The following is a 16823-nucleotide window of genomic DNA, read 5'->3' as shown; positions in this document are numbered from 1 at the left end:
CGGTCAGCGGGTTCGCTGTACCCGCTTCTCGTGCCAAACGGGCTCGTCGGCCTCGCGGACCGTGCCGTCGGACCCGAACACCAGGAACCGATCGAAGGATCGCGCGAACCAACGGTCGTGGGTCACTGCGAGCACCGTGCCCTCGTAGGCCTCCAGCGCGTCCTGCAGTGCCTCCGCGCTCTCCAGGTCCAGGTTGTCGGTCGGCTCGTCCAGCAGCAGCGCGGTGCTGCCGGCGAACTCCAGCAGCAACACCTGGAACCGCGCCTGCTGCCCGCCCGAGAGGCTCTCGAACCGCTGCTCGGCCTGCCCGTGCAGCTCGTACCGGCGCAGCGCAGGCATCGACCGTCCCAGATGCGCGGCGTGCTCCTCGCGCAGGATCTGCACCAACGTGCGGCCCTGCAGCTCCGGATGCGCGTGGGTCTGCGCGAAATGCCCCGGCACCACCCGAGCGCCCAACGTGGCCGCACCGGTGTGGGCCACGTCCTCACCGGCCAGCAGCCGCAGGAAGTGCGATTTCCCGGAGCCGTTCGACCCCAGCACCGCCACCCGCTCCCCGTAGAAGACCTCCAGATCGAAGGGCTTCATCAGGCCGGTCAGCTCCAACTGCTTCGCCGTGACCGCCCGCACTCCGGTGCGGCCGCCGCGCAGTCGCATCGCGATCTGTTGCTGCCGCGGCGGCTCCGGAGGGGGACCGGCTTCTTCGAACTTGCGCAGCCGCGTCTGCGCCGCCGAATAGCGAGATGCCATGCCGTCGTTGAACTTCGCCTGCTCGCGCAACGTGAGCACCAGCTTCTTGAGCTGCTGGTGCCGTTCGTCCCAGCGGCGCCGCAGCTCCTCGAACCGCGCGAACCGCTCCGCGCGTGCCGCGGGGAAGGTGGCGAAGCCGCCGCCGTGCACCCAGGCGTCGGCCCCGCCGGGCGCGGGATCGACGGCCACGATCCGCGTGGCGGCCCGCGACAACAGTTCCCGGTCGTGGCTCACGAACAGCACCGTCTTCGGGGTCTGCCGCAGCTGCTCCTCCAACCACTCCTTGCCCGGGACGTCGAGGTAGTTGTCCGGCTCGTCGAGCAGCAGCACCTCCGCCTCGCCGCGCAGCAGGGCCTCCAGCGCCAGCCGTTTCTGCTCGCCGCCCGACAGCGTGGTCAGGCCGCGCCACTGCGCCCGGTCGTACGGAACGCCCAGGGCCGCCATCGTGCACGCATCCCACATCGTCTCCGCGAGATAGCCTCCCGCATCGCCCCATTCGGCCAAGGCGTTCGCGTACCGCAGCTGCGCCGCATCGCCGTCGTCGTCCATGAGCGCCAGCTCCGTGGCGTCGAGCTCGGCCGCGGCGGCCTGCAGCCGGGCGGGGGAGACGGAGACCAGCAGGTCGCGCACCGTCCGGTCGTCGCGGACCGACCCGATGAACTGCGGCATCACACCCACGCCGCCACTGGAGGTCACCGTCCCGCCGTGCGGCTCCAGGTCGCCCGCGAGCAGTCGGAGCAGTGTCGTCTTGCCCGCACCGTTGCGGCCCACCAGTGCCGCGACGGCACCGTCGCCCACCCGGAACGAGACGTCGCCGAGCAGCGCCCGCCCGTCCGGCAGGTAGTACTCCACGTGCGTCGCCTCGAGATGTCCCATATGTCCCATCGTGCTGTGCGCGCCGCGCCGACCGCCACCGCTTTTCCACGGCCCGCTCTGACTTAACAGCGTTAGCCCAGACGAATCACGAGAAGAATCTGTGGGCTAACAACGTTAAGTCAGGGAGGCGACGGTGCGCGCCGGGTCAGTCGCGGCTAGAGGCCTGGGACTGAGCGGCGGCGCCGTCGAGGATCGCGGCGAGGGTGGCGAGGCCCGCGACGGGCCCCTGGGTGGAGCGGTACCAGTCCAGGGGAGCGGTGGTGCTGCCGCCCCAGGTGGCGAGCCAGCCACGCAGATCGCCGAAAGCGTGCGTGTAGGGGATGGCCCGCTCGAAGAGGACCGAGCGCTGCTCCGTGGGCAGGGCGCTCACATTGGTCGAGGCCAGGTACTGCCGCATGCCGCCGACCCCCGCCGCCAGGCGGCTACCGGCGACGGTGCGCGCCGGCCACAGCAATGCGGCCACCACGAGGCCGAGCCCCAGGATGAGCACCGCGACCGCGTACAGCACGCCGGTGTTCACGAAGGCGCAGACGAGGGCGGCGATGGCGCCGGCCCCGGCGATCGCGAAGGCCGGCGCCACCAGCCCGGCACGGCCCTTCGAACGGAGCCAGCCCCGGGTCACGACGCCGTCGCGGGTCTGCGTGCTCACGGCGGTCAGGTCGAGCGGACGCGCGCCCCCGGACAGCTCGGAGACCGTGATGGTCTCGGCACCGTCGGGCAGGAGGGCGTCGACCACCGCCCGTTCGGCGGCCGTCACCGCACCGTCGAGCGGGACCCGCCGCGAGATCTGGAAGTCGCCGCCGGGCAACGCCGCCAGCCACAGGTATCCGCGGACAGCGAGATCGAGCACCGTCGAACCGACGTCCGTGGGACGCAGCCGACCGTCGAGCAACGTGCCGATCTGGCCCGGCAGGACCCCGTCGGGCGAGGCGAAGGCCACGCCGTTGCCGCCCGGCACCAGCAGATCGGCCGTGGCCCCCGCGGAATCTGCGGCGGCATCGTCGGACCGGCGCCGCAGGTAGGCGTACCCGCCGAGGGCGATCGCCAGCACCGTGGCCACCGAGATCGCGATCAGCCCGCCGGTGCTGCGCTCCGGTGCCGCCGCGGACGTCGCCGAGAACCGCGCATCGGCCTTGACGGTGCCCGCGGGCAGCAGCGTGGTGAACACCGCGACCTTGCCGCGCGGCAAGCCGTTCTGCTGCGCCGTCACGATGCCCGACGCGTTCGTCTCGGTGAGCGTGCACATGCGGCGCTCGCCGACCTGCCCGATGCCGCACAGCGGCGAATCCGGGGTATCGGTGGGGGAGGCGAACCGCATCGTCAGCTTGTCCAAATCGGCGGTGTAGCCCGCCGCGATCGGCCAGGTGAACTGCTGCAGATCGGGACCGTCGGCCACCGTGCCGCGCACGGTGAACGTCACTGTGGTGCTGCCGCCGGGTGCCGAGACCTGCAAGGCGCCGTCGGCCACCGTGGCCGTGCCGTTCTCGGCCTTGGCGTCGGTCACCGAGAAGTGCTGCGTGCGGTTGTTCTCCACCGGCACGTCGAGGGGGAGTCGCTGCGAGACCGGCTTGCCCTGCGGCGCGGTGATCACGGTGCTGACCGCGAGCGCACCGTCGTCCTTCAGCTCCAGCACGGTGTCGACCGTGACACCGCTCGGCTCCGCGGCCGCCGGACCCGCCGCGGCCGTCGCGAAGACGAGGCCGATCACCGCCGTCGCCGCCGCCCAGCCGCCGCGCCACCGGCGTCGATCGGTTCCACCCTGGTTTCGCCTGCCCTCCCACATGTCTGGGTACAGTAACCGACATCCGGGGTGACCGAGGGGGAGAGCAGTGGGATATCCGCAGGATCCGAGCGGCGGCCGGGGTGGACAGGGCCAGCGGCGCCCGTACGCCCCGGTGCCGCCCCCGCCGCGCGCGCCCCGTCCCGCGCCGGTCCGCGGAGCCACCGGCCAGTACCGCGTCGCCGCGCGTCCCAGGCCGACGACCCCGCCGCCACCCGCCTGGGTCCCGCCGCAGCAGCAGCGCCCCGTCGCGCCGCAGTACCGCCCGGTCCCGGCCCCGCGCCGCACCGTCCCCGCGGCGCCGCCGCGCGCCGTGCCCCACCAGCAGTGGTCGATGCCCGCCGCCGCGCCGTACCGGATGCCCGCGGGGCCGAGGCAGCCCGTCCGCTCCGGATATCCGCAGGCCAACTGGCAGCAGCCCGCGTGGCAGCAGGCGGCATGGGCGCCGCGGCCGCCGGCGAAGGCCGACAACACGTGGCTGATCATGCTGCTCATCGCGATCGTCGTATTGATCGCTCTGGTCCTGGCGGGCAGCGTCCTATTCCTCAACGGCCGCACCGGGACCGATGCCGGGGGAACCACGTACCCGGGCACGTCCACTGTGGAAACGACCACGACCACGCTCGGCACCACCACCACCTCGGCGGCCACCACCAGCAGCGGTGGGATCGGCACCACGCCGACGGGAACCGCGGCCCTGCAGGGCAACCCGCTCTACGCGAACCCGAGCACCGGACTGATCACGCAGCCCTGCAACGCCGTCGGATGGCCCTCCGACAGCACCGCCGGTCAGCGATTCTTCGACAGCATCTCCCCGTGCCTCGACCGCGCCTGGGGTGCGGCCATGCGCGCGGCGAACCTCACCTACCGCGCTCCCACCGTGCTCGTGCCCACCGGCCAGCTGATCAGCTCGCCGTGCGGCATGACGAACCTCGCCACTGAGAACGTCGCGGCGTTCTACTGCCCGAGCAACGAGACGCTCTACATGCCGCCGAAGGGGCTGCAGGTGGACCGCTACGGCAACAAGCCCGTGATCTACCTCGCGGTCTACGCCCACGAGTACGGCCACCACGTGCAGCGGGTCAGCGGGATCATCACCGCGCAGACCCGCATCGAACGACAGAACGGCCGCACCTCGGCCCTCGGGCTCGAATCCTCGCGGCGGCTGGAGCTGCAGGCGCAGTGTTTCAGCGGGCTCTTCGTCAAATCCGTGAGCGACACCGGCGGACAGTTCACCCGCGCCGACTACCGCACGGCGTACGAGGATCAGGAACGCGGCGACCGCCCCGGCGACCCCAATCGGACGCACGGCACGCTGGCGCACTCGCAGGGCTGGTGGGACACCGGCTACCAGTCGAACCGGCTGGCCCGCTGCAACACCTGGTCGGCGACATCGAACGACGTGGCCTGAGCAAAAGCCCGCCGTCGGGCGCCCGCGTGCACTGACTAGAATCGTGGGGTGACTACTCCGCCGCAGAACCCTGTCGACCGCCTCCCCGCCGCGTGGGAGCCGGGCGCGGTAGAGGGCGACATCTACAACGGCTGGGTCGACTCCGGCTACTTCACCGCCGACAACACCTCCAGCAAGCCCGCCTTCTCGGTGGTGCTGCCGCCCCCGAACGTGACCGGCAGCCTGCACCTGGGCCACGCCCTCGACCAGACCATCACCGATGCCCTCTGCCGCCGCAAGCGGATGCAGGGCTACGAGGTGCTGTGGCTGCCCGGCACCGACCACGCCGGCATCGCCACCCAGAGCCTGGTCGAGAAGCAGCTCGCCGCCGAGGGCACGAGTCGCCGGGAGATCGGCCGCGAGGAGTTCCTCACCCGCGCCTGGGCCTTCAAGGAAGCCAGCCACGGCAACATCACCGGCCAGATGCGGCGCATCGGTGTGGGTGTGGACTGGTCGCGCGAACGGTTCACCATGGACGAGGGCCTGTCCCGCGCCGTGCAGACCATCTTCAAGCAGCTCTTCGACGCCGGCCTCATCTACCGCGCCGAGCGCCTGGTGAACTGGTCGCCCGTGCTGCAGACCGGCATCTCGGATCTCGAGGTCGACCACAAGGAGGTCGACGGCGAGCTGGTGTCCTTCCGGTACGGCTCGCTCAACGACGACGAGCCGCACATCGTCTGTGCCACCACGCGTCTGGAAACGATGCTCGGCGATACCGCGATCGCCGTGCACCCGGACGACGAGCGCTACCGCGACCTGGTGGGTACCACCCTGGAGCATCCGTTCCTGGAGCGCCGCATCCCCGTGGTCGCCGACGACTACGTCGATCCGGAATTCGGCTCCGGCGCAGTGAAGATCACCCCCGCGCACGACCCCAACGACTTCGCTCTCGGCCAGCGTCACGATCTGCCGATGCCCACGATCATGGACGAGACCGCCCACATCGCCGGCACCGGAACACGATTCGACGGACTCGATCGCTTCGCCGCGCGCAAGGCCATCCGCGATGCTCTCGCCGAACAGGGCCGCATCGTCAAAGAGGTGCGCCCGTACCGGCACAGCGTGGGCCACAGCGAGCGCTCCGGTGAGCCGATCGAGCCCCGGCTGTCGATGCAGTGGTGGGTCAAGGTCGATAGCCTGGCCAAGGCCGCGGGCGACGCGGTCCGCAGCGGCGACACGGTGATCGTGCCGGAATCGATGGCACCGCGCTTCTTCGCCTGGGTGGATGACCTCAACGACTGGAACATCTCCCGGCAGCTGTGGTGGGGTCACCGGATCCCCGTCTGGTACGGCCCGGCCGACGCCGAGGGCAACCGCGACGTCGTCTGCTGCGGCCCGAACGACACGCCGCCCGAGGGCTACGAGCAGGACCCGGACGTCCTCGACACCTGGTTCAGCTCCGGCCTCTTCCCGTTCTCGACCATGGGCTGGCCCGACACCACCCCGGACCTGGAGAAGTTCTATCCCACGTCCACGCTGGTCACGGGCTACGACATCATCTTCTTCTGGGTGGCCCGGATGATGATGTTCGGCACCTTCATCGGCGAGGAGCCGGGTGCTCCCGGCAAGGTGCCCTTCCACGAGGTCCTCCTGCACGGCCTGGTGCGGGACGAGTTCGGCAAGAAGATGAGCAAGTCCAAGGGCAACGGCATCGATCCGCTGGACTGGGTGGACGAGTACGGCGCCGATGCGCTGCGTTTCACCTTGGCCCGCGGCACCATTCCCGGCGCCGATCTCAATGTGGGCGCCGACGCTGCGGCGAGCAGTAAGAAGTTCGCCACCAAGCTGTTCAACGCCACCAAGCTGGCACTGATGAACGAGGCGCACGTGGGCGAGCTGCCCGACCGGGCCGCGCTCACCGACGCCGACCGCTGGATCCTGGACCGGCTGGCCGCCACCCAGGCGGAGGCCGACGCCGCGCTCGATGCGAACGAGCTGGGCAAGGCCTGCGAGGCGCTGTACCACTTCGCGTGGGACGAGCTCTGCGACTGGTACCTGGAGGTCGCGAAGCTGCAGCTGCAGTCCGGTGACGAGACCGTCGCCGCCGCCACCCGGCTGGTGCTCGGCAAGGCGCTCGACGTGGTGCTGCGCATGCTGCACCCGACGATGCCCTTCGTCACCGAGGTGCTCTGGAAGGCGCTCACCGGCGAGGAGTCGCTGGTGATCGCGTCCTGGCCCACCCGCGACTGGGCGCCGGCGCAGCTCCCCGCCGACGGCATCGAATCCGCCCGCCGCTTCGCCGATCTGCAGCGGCTGGTCACCGAGATCCGCCGGTTCCGCAGCGATCAGCTGCTCAAGCCCGGCCAGCGGGTGGCCGCCCGCCTCACCGGCATCGAGGAGGCCGGCCTGACCTCCCTCGCCGCCGCCGCCACCAGCCTGTGCCGGCTCACCCCGCCGGAGGACGGTTTCGCCGCGACCGCCTCGCTCGAGGTGCGGCTCGCCGGCGGCACCGTGACCGTCGAACTCGACACGTCGGGCACCGTCGATCTCGCCGCGGAGCGGGCACGCCTGGAGAAGGACCTCAAGGCCGCGCAGAAGGAGCTCGACGGCACGTCGGCCAAGCTCGGCAACGAGGCCTTCCTGGCCAAGGCGCCCGACAACGTGGTCGACAAGATCCGCGGCCGCCAGACGGTGGCCCAGGAGGAGGTCGAGCGGCTCACCGCTCGGATCGAGCAGCTCGGAGGGGCCCCCGCGTGACGGTGCCCGCCTTCGCCGCCGACCCCGACGATCTCGCCGAGCTCGCGGAGGTCGAGGCCGAACTCGACCAGCGCTGGCCCGAGACCAAGATCGAGCCCTCGCTGTCCCGCATCTCCGCGCTCATGCAGCTGCTCGGCTCGCCGCAGGACGCGTACCCGTCGATCCAGATCGCCGGGACCAACGGCAAATCGTCGACCGCGCGGATGATCGACTCGCTGCTGCTCGCGTTCTCCCGCCGCACGGGCCGCATCACCAGCCCGCACCTGCAGCTCGCCACCGAGCGGATCGCGATCGACGGTGCGCCGCTCACCGCCCGGCAGTACGTGGACACCTACCGCGAGCTCGAGCCCTACATCGAGCTCGTGGATCAGCAGTCCGAGGCCGCCGACGGTCCGCGGATGAGCAAGTTCGAGGTGCTCACCGCGATGGCCTTCGCCGCCTTCGCCGAGGCGCCGGTCGACGTGGCCGTCGTCGAGGTGGGCCTGGGCGGAACCTGGGACGCCACCAACGTGGTGACCGCCGAGGTCGCCGTGATCACCCCCATAGGTCTCGATCACGTGGAGATCCTCGGCCCCGATCTGACCAGCATCGCGGGGGAGAAGGCGGGCATCGTCAAGCGCGCCCCCGAACGGTTGATCCCCAAGGACACCGTGATGGTCGTGGGTAAGCAGGAGCCGGCGGCCATGGACGTGCTGCTGCGGAAGGCGGTCGAGACCGACGCGGCCGTGGCCCGCGAGGGCTCCGAGTTCGCGGTGATCGAGCGCCGCATCGCCGTGGGCGGTCAGCAACTCACCCTGCAGGGACTCGGCGGCGTCTACGACGAGATCTTCCTGCCCCTGCACGGCGAGCACCAGGCGAACAACGCCGCCGTCGCCCTCGCCGCGGTCGAGGCCTTCTTCGGCGCCGGCGCCGACCAGCAGCTCGACATCGACACCGTGCGCGAGGGCTTCGCCACGGTGGTCTCGCCCGGTCGCCTCGAACGGGTGCGCACCGCGCCCACGGTCTTCATCGACGCCGCCCACAACCCGCACGGCGCCCAGGCCCTCGCGCGAACCGTGGAGAGCGAGTTCGACTTCCGCACCCTGATCGGTGTGGTCTCGGTATTCGCCGATAAGGACGCGGTGGGCATCCTCACCGAACTCGAACCGGTCCTCGACACCGTGGTCGTCACGCACAACGGCTCGCCCCGCGCCCTCGAAGTGGAGCGGCTCGGCGCGATCGCCGAGGAGATCTTCGGCGAGGACCGCGTGGTCACCGCCCCCACGATGGTCGACGCGGTCGAGACCGCCGTCGCCCTGGCCGACCAGGAATCCGACGATGAGGACCCCGCCTCCGGCGTCGGCGTCCTCATCACCGGTTCCGTGGTCACCGCGGGCGCAGCGCGCTCGCTGTTCGGAAAGGAACCCCAGTGAGTCAGCCGCAGCGGTTCACCCCGCCCCCGAAGGATCCGTGGAAGAGCTTCCGCGGCATCCTGTCCGGCACGTTGATCCTCGAGATGATCGTGATCCTGCTGGCCCTGCCGGTGGTCTTCAAGCTCTCGCCCGGACTCACCGGCATCAAGGTGGTGTACGTGCTGCTGCTGGCCGCCGCGTGCTTCGCCGGCTGCATGGTGGTCAAGAAGCCGTGGGCGATCCCCGCCTTCTGCGCGTTGCAGGTCGCGGTGATCGCGGGGTGGGTCGTGCACCCCGGCATCGGCGGGGTGGGCATCGTCTTCGGCATCGTGTGGGGCTACATCGTGTTCATCGAGCGCGATGTGCGCAAGCGCATCGCCGAGGGACGCCTCCCCGGCCAGGAACCCATCACCGAATGACGTCACGATGTCGGGCTCCGCGAGTGCACACCGCCCGATTCCGGCTCGTGCACCCGCAGAACCCGAAATCGTGAGCGGGCTGGTGTCGGGGCGGTGACCACCGCCCCGCTACTGTGTGTGCCGTGACTGAGCGGACTCTGATTCTGATCAAGCCCGACGGCGTGCGACGCGGCCTGACCGGCGAAATCCTGGCGCGGATCGAGCGGAAGGGCCTGACCATCGCGGCCCTCGAGCTCAAGAAGGTCTCGCCCGAGGTGGCGAAGGGCCACTACGACGAGCACAAGGACAAGCCCTTCTTCGGCTCCCTGCTCGACTTCATCACCTCCGGGCCGGTCGTCGCGGCCGTTCTGGAGGGCCCCCGCGCGATCGCCGCGTTCCGGCAGATCGCCGGTGGAACCGACCCCGTCGAGAAGGCCACGCCCGGCACCATCCGCGGCGACTTCGGTCTCGAGACCCAGCAGAACCTGGTGCACGGCTCCGATTCGCCCGAGTCGGCCGAGCGCGAGATCGCTCTCTGGTTCCCCGGTCTCTCCTGACCTGCGGGGACACCCCACCGGGCGGCGGACCGTCGCCCCGTAATGAACGCACCCACCGGGCCCGCGTCGCGCCTTCCGCGCGGCGCGGGCCCGATCCTTTCCCACTCCCGTTCCGCCGTGTGGGATAATGAGGGCGGACGCACGTCGATGCGCGCAAACCCGCGCAGCGTCGACCGGCCCGGCCTGCTCACAGATTTCGTCGAGCGGGCGTGCGCCAGGCACGAAGACACGTGCAGACCTTGACAAACGTGGGGCGGTAGGAGACTTCGCCCGCACCACACGACACGCCCCTGCGTGGCCGCGACTTCATTGACGCGCCCGGGGGTCGGTAGGAGATTTGAGTGGCCGACACACCGTCGCCGGAAGAACAGAACAGCGAAGCTCGGGAGGAGTTCCCGCAGAAGCTGCGCGTCCACGCGCTCGCACGTCTGCTGGGCCTGACCAGCAAGGAGGTGCTCGCGCACCTCAACGACCTGGGATTCGTCGCGCGCAGCGCGCACTCCAGCATCGATCGCAGCGCCGCCGAGCGCGTGCGCGACCGCATCGCCGGGGCCGATACTGCTGAGCCCGTCGCGGAGTCGAACCCGGAACAGCCCGTGGCCGAGACGCCCTCGCTGTTCTCCGCGCTCACCGCCCCGCAGCCCGTGGTCGAGCCCGCACCTGCGCAGGCCGTGGACGCCGGGGTCCCGCTGTTCCTGCAGCCCGACCAGGCCGAGGCCGCCCCGCGCCGCCGCACCCGCAGCCGCGCCAAGGCCGATGCCGAGGAGCCGAAGCAGGACACCGCGACCGAGGACGCCGCCGCTGAGCCGGCGGAGGCCCCGGTGGAGGCAGCCGCCTCGACCGACGAGGCCGCCACCGAGAAGGTCGCCACCGAGACCGCCGACGAGACCGCGAGCGGCGAGTCGAGCGATGCGGACGACGACAACGGAGGCAACCGCCGCCGTCGCCGCGGCCGCCGCGGTCGTGGCCGTGGACGCGGCGAGAACGCCGACGAGCAGGATCAGAACGCCACCGACGGCGACGAGTCCGCCGATACCGCCAAGGGCGATAAGGCCAAGGGCGACAAGGCTGAGAAGTCCGAGCAGGACGATGCGGCCGAGGACCAGGGCCAGGACGCCGACGCCGAGGGCGACGATGTCGAGGACGTGACCGACGGCAGCTCGCGTCGCCGTCGCCGCCGTCGCCGTCGCCGCGGCGGGGGAGACGACGCCGAGACCGCCGCCACCGACGATCCGCCGAACACCGTGGTGCACGAGCGTGAGCCGCGGCAGAAGACGCGCCGCGACGAGGTGCGCGGCATCAGCGGTTCCACGCGCCTGGAGGCCAAGCGCCAGCGCCGCCGCGACGGCCGCGACACCGTGCGCCGCCGGCCGCCCATCCTCACCGAGTCGGAGTTCCTCGCCCGTCGCGAGGCCGTCGACCGCGTGATGGTGGTCCGCGAGCGCACCAACGTGGCACCGTCGGAGGGTCAGGACGGCCACACCGTGCCGCACCCCTCGGACTACACCCAGGTGGCCGTGCTCGAAGACGGCGTGCTCGTGGAGCACTTCGTCACCTCGTCGAGCTCGGCGTCGATGGTGGGCAACATCTACCTCGGCCGCGTGCAGAACGTACTGCCCTCGATGGAGGCCGCCTTCGTCGACATCGGCCGCGGCCGCAACGGCGTGCTGTACGCCGGCGAGGTCAACTGGGACGCCGCCGGACTCGATGGCAACGCCCGCAAGATCGAGCAGGCCCTCAAGCCCGGCGATCAGGTGCTGGTGCAGGTCTCCAAGGACCCGGTGGGTCACAAGGGTGCCCGCCTGACCACCCAGATCTCGCTGGCCGGTCGGTTCCTGGTGTACGTGCCCGGTGGCGGTTCCGCTGGCATCTCGCGCAAGCTGCCGGACACCGAGCGCAAGCGGCTCAAGGAGATCCTCAAGGAGATCGTCCCGTCCGACGCCGGCGTGATCATCCGCACCGCGTCCGAGGGCGTGAGCGCCGAGGAGCTCGCGGGCGACGTCTCGCGGCTGCAGGCGCAGTGGGCCGAGATCGAGGAGGCCTCCAAGGCGAAGGGCGTGCGCCCGCTGTACGAGGAGCCCGACCTCCTGGTCAAGGTGGTCCGCGACCTGTTCAACGAGGACTTCAGCAAGCTCGTCATCGAGGGCGACAATGCCTGGGGCACCGTCGAGAAGTACGTCTCGACCGTCGCCCCCGATCTGATGCCCCGCGTCGAGCGGTTCGACAAGCCGCACGCCGATTCGCCCGACGTCTTCGCGGCGTACCGGATCGACGAGCAGCTCGCCAAGGCGCTGGACCGCAAGGTGTGGCTGCCCTCCGGCGGCACCCTGGTGATCGACCGGACCGAGGCCATGACCGTGGTCGACGTGAACACCGGCAAGTTCACCGGCTCGGGCGGCAACCTCGAGGAGACGGTCACCCGGAACAACCTCGAGGCCGCCGAGGAGATCGTGCGGCAGATGCGGCTGCGCGACATCGGCGGCATGATCGTGGTCGACTTCATCGACATGGTCCTTGAATCGAACCGGGACCTGGTGCTGCGCCGCCTCACCGAGGCCCTCGGCCGCGACCGGACCCGTCACCAGGTGTCCGAGGTCACCTCGCTGGGCCTGGTGCAGATGACGCGCAAGCGGATCGGCACCGGCCTGGTGGAGGCCTTCTCCACGCCGTGCCAAGCCTGCTCGGGCCGCGGCATCATCATCCACGCCGACCCGGTCGAGACCTCGGGCGGCGGCGAGGACTCAGGCCGTTCGGGCGAGAAGTCCGAGGGTGGCCGCAAGAAGCGCAAGCGCACCAAGTCCGACACTGCGCAGGCCCCCGCGCCCGCCAAGGACGACAAGCCGGTGCACAAGAACCCGCACCCCATGTTCCAGGCGATGGCGCAGCATCACGACGATGACGCGCCCCAGCAGGAGCTGGGAACGGACGAGGCGGCTCCCGCGGACGAGGCGGCCCCCGCCGCCGCGACGCCCGACTCCGACGCTCCCGAGCCCGCCAGGAAGCGGTCGCGGTCGCGCCGGAACCAGTCGGCGGCCACCGCCGAGCCGGCCCCCGTCGAACAGCCGCAGCCGGCCGCCGAGCCCGCCCCGCAGCCCACCGCCGAGGCCGCCCCGGTCGCTGCAGTGACGGAGGCGGCACCGTCGGCACCACGGCGCAGGCGGGTGGCCCGCAAGGCGCCCACCACCACGTCCGCCTCCGCACAGACGATCGTCGTGGACCTGGCGAGCGAGGCCCCGGCCGCGCCCGCCGTCACCACCCCGGCGGCCGACGGTGCGGGGGAGACCGCAGCCGAGCCCGCACGCAAGCGGGCCCGACGCCGGGCCGCCGCCCGTCCCGCGGGCCCCGCGGCCGGTGGGAGTGACGCTGCTGACAAGGCGGACCAGCCGGTTTGACCCTGGTAGTGGCCGTCCCGTAACCTGGGAAGGTCGCTTTTCCGGCGCCGCCGCTTCACCGTGCGCGGCATCGGATCACCCGCGTGATTTACGAGCCGCGCACCCGCGCGCTGAACTACGAGATGTGAAGAAGAAGAGGTAAGCCCCCGATGGCCACGTATGCGATCGTCAAGACCGGCGGCAAGCAGTACAAGGTCGCTGTCGGCGACCTGGTGAAGGTCGAGAAGATCGACGGCGAGCCCGGGACCAGCGTCAAGCTGCCCGTGGCTCTGGTCGTCGACGGCGCGAACCTCACCACCGACGCCGCCGCGCTGGAGAAGATCTCCGTGACCGGCGAGGTCGTGGATCAGGTCAAGGGACCGAAGATCCGCATCCACAAGTTCAAGAACAAGACCGGCTACCACAAGCGTCAGGGCCACCGGCAGAAGCTGACCGTGCTCAAGGTGACCGCGATCGCCTGAGCGGCGCCGTAAAACTTTTCGGATCGATTCAACAGGAGTAGCCAGATGGCACACAAGAAGGGCGCGTCTAGCTCGCGCAACGGTCGTGATTCCAACGCCCAGCGACTGGGCGTGAAGCGGTTCGGTGGCCAGAAGGTCAGCGCCGGCGAGATCCTGGTCCGCCAGCGCGGCACCCACTTCCACCCCGGCGTCGGCGTCGGCCGCGGCGGCGACGACACCCTGTTCGCCCTCGCGGCGGGTGCCGTCGAGTTCGGCACGAAGCGTGGCCGCAAGACGGTCAACATCGTGCCGGTCGCTGTGGAGGCCTAGTCCGCAGCAGCAGTACACAGCTTCATCGAGAGCGGGCAGGGACTCCATGGAAGAGTCCCTGCCCGCTCTTCGTTGAACACCACTAGTCCCGCGAACGCGGGATCGGCCCGCGTGGCCGGAACACGAAGGAGAGCGCATGTCTAGGTTCGTCGACCGGGTGACGGTGCACGTCACGGCCGGTAACGGTGGCCACGGCTGCGCGTCGATCCACCGGGAGAAGTTCAAGCCGCTCGGCGGCCCCGACGGCGGTAACGGCGGGCGCGGTGGTTCGGTGATCCTCGAGGTCGATCCGCAGGTGCACACACTGCTCGACTTCCACTTCCGGCCCCATCTCAAGGCCACCAACGGCAAGCCCGGTGAGGGCGGCAACCGCGAGGGCAAATCCGGCCAGGACATGATCCTCAAGGTCCCGGACGGCACGGTGGTGCTCGACACCGACGGCAAGATGCTCGCCGATCTGGTCGGAGCCGGCACCCGGTTCGACGCGGCCCAGGGCGGTCGCGGCGGCCGCGGCAACGCCGCGCTCGTCTCGAAGGCCCGCAAGGCCCCCGGCTTCGCCCTGCTGGGTGAGGACGGACAGTCCCGCGATCTGGTGCTCGAGCTCAAGTCGGTGGCCGATGTGGGCCTGGTCGGTTTCCCCTCGGCGGGGAAGTCGTCGCTGGTCTCGGTGCTGTCCGCGGCGAAGCCGAAGATCGCCGATTACCCGTTCACCACCCTCGCTCCGAACCTCGGTGTGGTCTCGGCCGGTGAGAACACCTTCACCATCGCCGATGTGCCAGGCCTGATCCCCGGCGCCTCCACGGGACGCGGCCTCGGCCTCGACTTCCTGCGGCACCTGGAGCGCTGCGCCGTGCTCGCGCACGTCGTGGACTGCGCGACCCTGGAGCCCGGCCGGGACCCCGTGAGCGATGTGGACGCCCTGGAGGCGGAACTCGCCGCGTACCAGCCGGCGCTCGCGGCCGATACGGGGCTGGGAGAGCTGGCCGCGCGTCCGCGGATCGTGGTGCTCAACAAGGCCGATGTGCCCGACGCCGAGGAACTCGCCGAGATGGTGCGCGGCGAGTTCGAGGCCCGGGGCTGGCCCGTCTTCGTGATCTCCGCGGTCGCCCACACGGGCCTGCGCGAGCTCACCTTCGCGCTGTCGGACCTGGTGCAGAAGTACCGCGCCGAGCGCGGCACCCCGGTGGCTCGCCGCCCCGTCATCCGGCCCATCGCGATCGACGAGTCGGGCTTCGAGGTCATCTCCGATCCGGATCAGCCGGGCGGCTTCATCGTGCGCGGCCCGCGGCCGGAGCGGTGGATCAAGCAGACTCCGTTCGACAACGACGAGGCTGTGGGCTACCTCGCCGACCGGCTCAACCGGCTCGGCGTGGAGGCCGAGCTGGTCAAGCTCGGCGCGCAGCCCGGCTGCCCGGTGACCATCGGCGACGTGTGCTTCGAGTGGGAGCCCTCGCTCGGCACCATCGACGATGTGCCCGTCACCGGCCGCGGCACCGATATCCGGCTGGAGCAGAACGAGCGCGTCGGCGCCGCCGAACGGCGTCGTCAGCACGACGTCCGCCGCGGTCTGGCGAGCGACGACGAGGACGACGAATGACAGCAGCGCCCGCAACGGGCGACCTGCTGGCCGGCGATATGCGCGCCGCGGTCGCGGGAGCCCGCAAGCTGGTCGTCAAGATCGGCAGCTCGGCGCTCACCGACCTCGAACACGGCCTCTCCTCCGATCGGCTGGACGCCCTCACCGATGCCATCGTCGCCCGGCTCGACCGCGGCACCGAGGTGATCGTGGTGTCGTCCGGCGCGATCGGCGCGGGCATGGCTCCCCTGGGACTCAAGCGCCGGCCCACCGACCTCGCCACCAAGCAGGCGGTGGCCTCGGTGGGGCAGTTGCAGCTCGCCAATGCCTGGGGCGCATCCTTCCAGCGGTACGACAGGATCGTCTCCCTGGTCCTGCTCACCGCGCACGACGTGGGCCTGCGGGTGCACGCCGCGAATGCGCAGCGCACCCTGGATCGGCTGCGCAGCCTGGGCGCGGTGCCGATCATCAACGAGAACGACGTGGTGGCCTCGAACGAGGTCCGCTTCGGCGACAACGATCGGCTCGCGGCCCTGGTGGCGCACCTGACCGGTGCCGATGCGCTCGTGCTGCTCTCCGATGTGGACGGCTTGTACGACGGTGACCCGCGCAAGGGCGATGCCTCGCTCATCGCCGCGGTCGACGGTCCGGAGGATCTGGACGGCGTGGTCGCCGGCTCGGGCGGTGCGCTCGGTACCGGCGGGATGGCGTCGAAGCTGTCCGCCGCGCGGCTCGCCGCGGACGCCGGCGTGCCGGTGCTGCTCACGGCTGCCTCGCTCGCCGACCGGGCGCTCGACGGCGCCGATGTGGGCACCGTCTTCCGGCCCCGCGCGACGAGGCTGTCGGCGCGGCGGTTCTGGGTGCGGCACGCGGCCGATGTGCACGGCGACCTCACCCTGGACGACGGTGCCGTGGCGGCGGTCGTGGACCGGCGGCGATCCCTGCTCCCCGCGGGGATCACGGCGGTGGGCGGCGGCTTCTCCGGTGGCGATGTGGTGAACCTGGTGGACACCGCCGGCACCGTGCGCGCCCGCGGCGTGGTGGCCTACGACGCCTCCGAGCTGGAGGCGATGCTCGGGCAGGGCACCGTGGACCTGCCGCCCGATATGCGCCGGCCCGTGGTGCACGCGGACGATCTGGTGCCCGTGCGCTGAACTGGCGGTTCATACACTTCTGTAGAAAATGTCCG

The 16823-nt window shown here is 71.0% G+C and carries 12 protein-coding genes; 10 read left to right on the top strand and 2 right to left on the bottom strand.

Annotation, left to right across the window (positions count from 1 at the left end):
- Positions 1-3 precede the first annotated feature (3 nt).
- Both TTY48_RS20150 and TTY48_RS20145 read right to left on the bottom strand, forming a co-directional pair.
- Positions 4-1623, bottom strand: a complete 1620-nt coding sequence (locus TTY48_RS20150) for an ABC-F family ATP-binding cassette domain-containing protein (protein ID WP_220659396.1) — start codon at positions 1621-1623, stop codon at positions 4-6.
- Between the two features lie 145 nt (positions 1624-1768).
- Positions 1769-3406 (bottom strand): DUF2207 family protein, encoded by a 1638-nt coding sequence (locus tag TTY48_RS20145; RefSeq protein WP_220659395.1) that lies wholly within the window; start codon positions 3404-3406, stop codon positions 1769-1771.
- Positions 3407-3452: 46 nt separating this feature from the next.
- Between TTY48_RS20145 and TTY48_RS20140 the strand changes: the two genes are divergently transcribed.
- From TTY48_RS20140 to proB, 10 genes are all read left to right on the top strand, one after another.
- Positions 3453-4814, top strand: a complete 1362-nt coding sequence (locus tag TTY48_RS20140; protein ID WP_220659394.1) for a neutral zinc metallopeptidase — start codon at positions 3453-3455, stop codon at positions 4812-4814.
- A 48-nt stretch (positions 4815-4862) separates the two neighbouring features.
- Positions 4863-7550, top strand: coding sequence for a valine--tRNA ligase (locus TTY48_RS20135; RefSeq protein ID WP_220659393.1), 2688 nt, complete (start codon positions 4863-4865; stop codon positions 7548-7550).
- Positions 7547-8962, top strand: coding sequence for a folylpolyglutamate synthase/dihydrofolate synthase family protein (locus TTY48_RS20130; protein ID WP_220659392.1), 1416 nt, complete (start codon positions 7547-7549; stop codon positions 8960-8962). The genes TTY48_RS20135 and TTY48_RS20130 overlap by 4 nt, the downstream gene beginning before the upstream one ends.
- Positions 8959-9360, top strand: a complete 402-nt coding sequence (locus TTY48_RS20125) for a DUF4233 domain-containing protein (protein ID WP_220659391.1) — start codon at positions 8959-8961, stop codon at positions 9358-9360. The genes TTY48_RS20130 and TTY48_RS20125 overlap by 4 nt, the downstream gene beginning before the upstream one ends.
- A gap of 122 nt (positions 9361-9482) precedes the next feature.
- A complete protein-coding gene (gene ndk, locus TTY48_RS20120) occupies positions 9483-9896 on the top strand; it encodes a nucleoside-diphosphate kinase (protein WP_220659390.1) in 414 nt (137 codons plus the stop codon).
- A 341-nt stretch (positions 9897-10237) separates the two neighbouring features.
- Entirely contained in the window at positions 10238-13288 is a 3051-nt protein-coding gene (locus TTY48_RS20115) for a translation initiation factor IF-2 N-terminal domain-containing protein (protein WP_220659389.1), read from the top strand.
- Positions 13289-13437: 149 nt separating this feature from the next.
- Positions 13438-13749 (top strand): 50S ribosomal protein L21, encoded by a 312-nt coding sequence (gene rplU, locus TTY48_RS20110; protein WP_220659388.1) that lies wholly within the window; start codon positions 13438-13440, stop codon positions 13747-13749.
- 45 nt (positions 13750-13794) lie between these two features.
- Positions 13795-14058 carry a 50S ribosomal protein L27 gene (gene rpmA, locus TTY48_RS20105; RefSeq protein ID WP_013126135.1) on the top strand — a complete coding sequence of 88 codons (264 nt, stop codon included), beginning with the start codon at positions 13795-13797 and terminating at the stop codon, positions 14056-14058.
- Between the two features lie 136 nt (positions 14059-14194).
- Positions 14195-15655 carry a GTPase ObgE gene (gene obgE / locus TTY48_RS20100; RefSeq protein ID WP_220659387.1) on the top strand — a complete coding sequence of 487 codons (1461 nt, stop codon included), beginning with the start codon at positions 14195-14197 and terminating at the stop codon, positions 15653-15655.
- Positions 15652-16788 carry a glutamate 5-kinase gene (gene proB / locus TTY48_RS20095; protein WP_220659386.1) on the top strand — a complete coding sequence of 379 codons (1137 nt, stop codon included), beginning with the start codon at positions 15652-15654 and terminating at the stop codon, positions 16786-16788. Before obgE ends, proB begins: the two co-directional genes overlap by 4 nt.
- The last annotated feature ends 35 nt before the right edge of the window (positions 16789-16823 follow it).

Origin of the sequence: Tsukamurella sp. TY48 (assembly GCF_019656655.1) — a bacterium.
Taxonomy (GTDB): Bacteria; Actinomycetota; Actinomycetes; order Mycobacteriales; family Mycobacteriaceae; genus Tsukamurella; species Tsukamurella strandjordii.
This window is presented reverse-complemented; position numbering and strand designations above follow the sequence as displayed.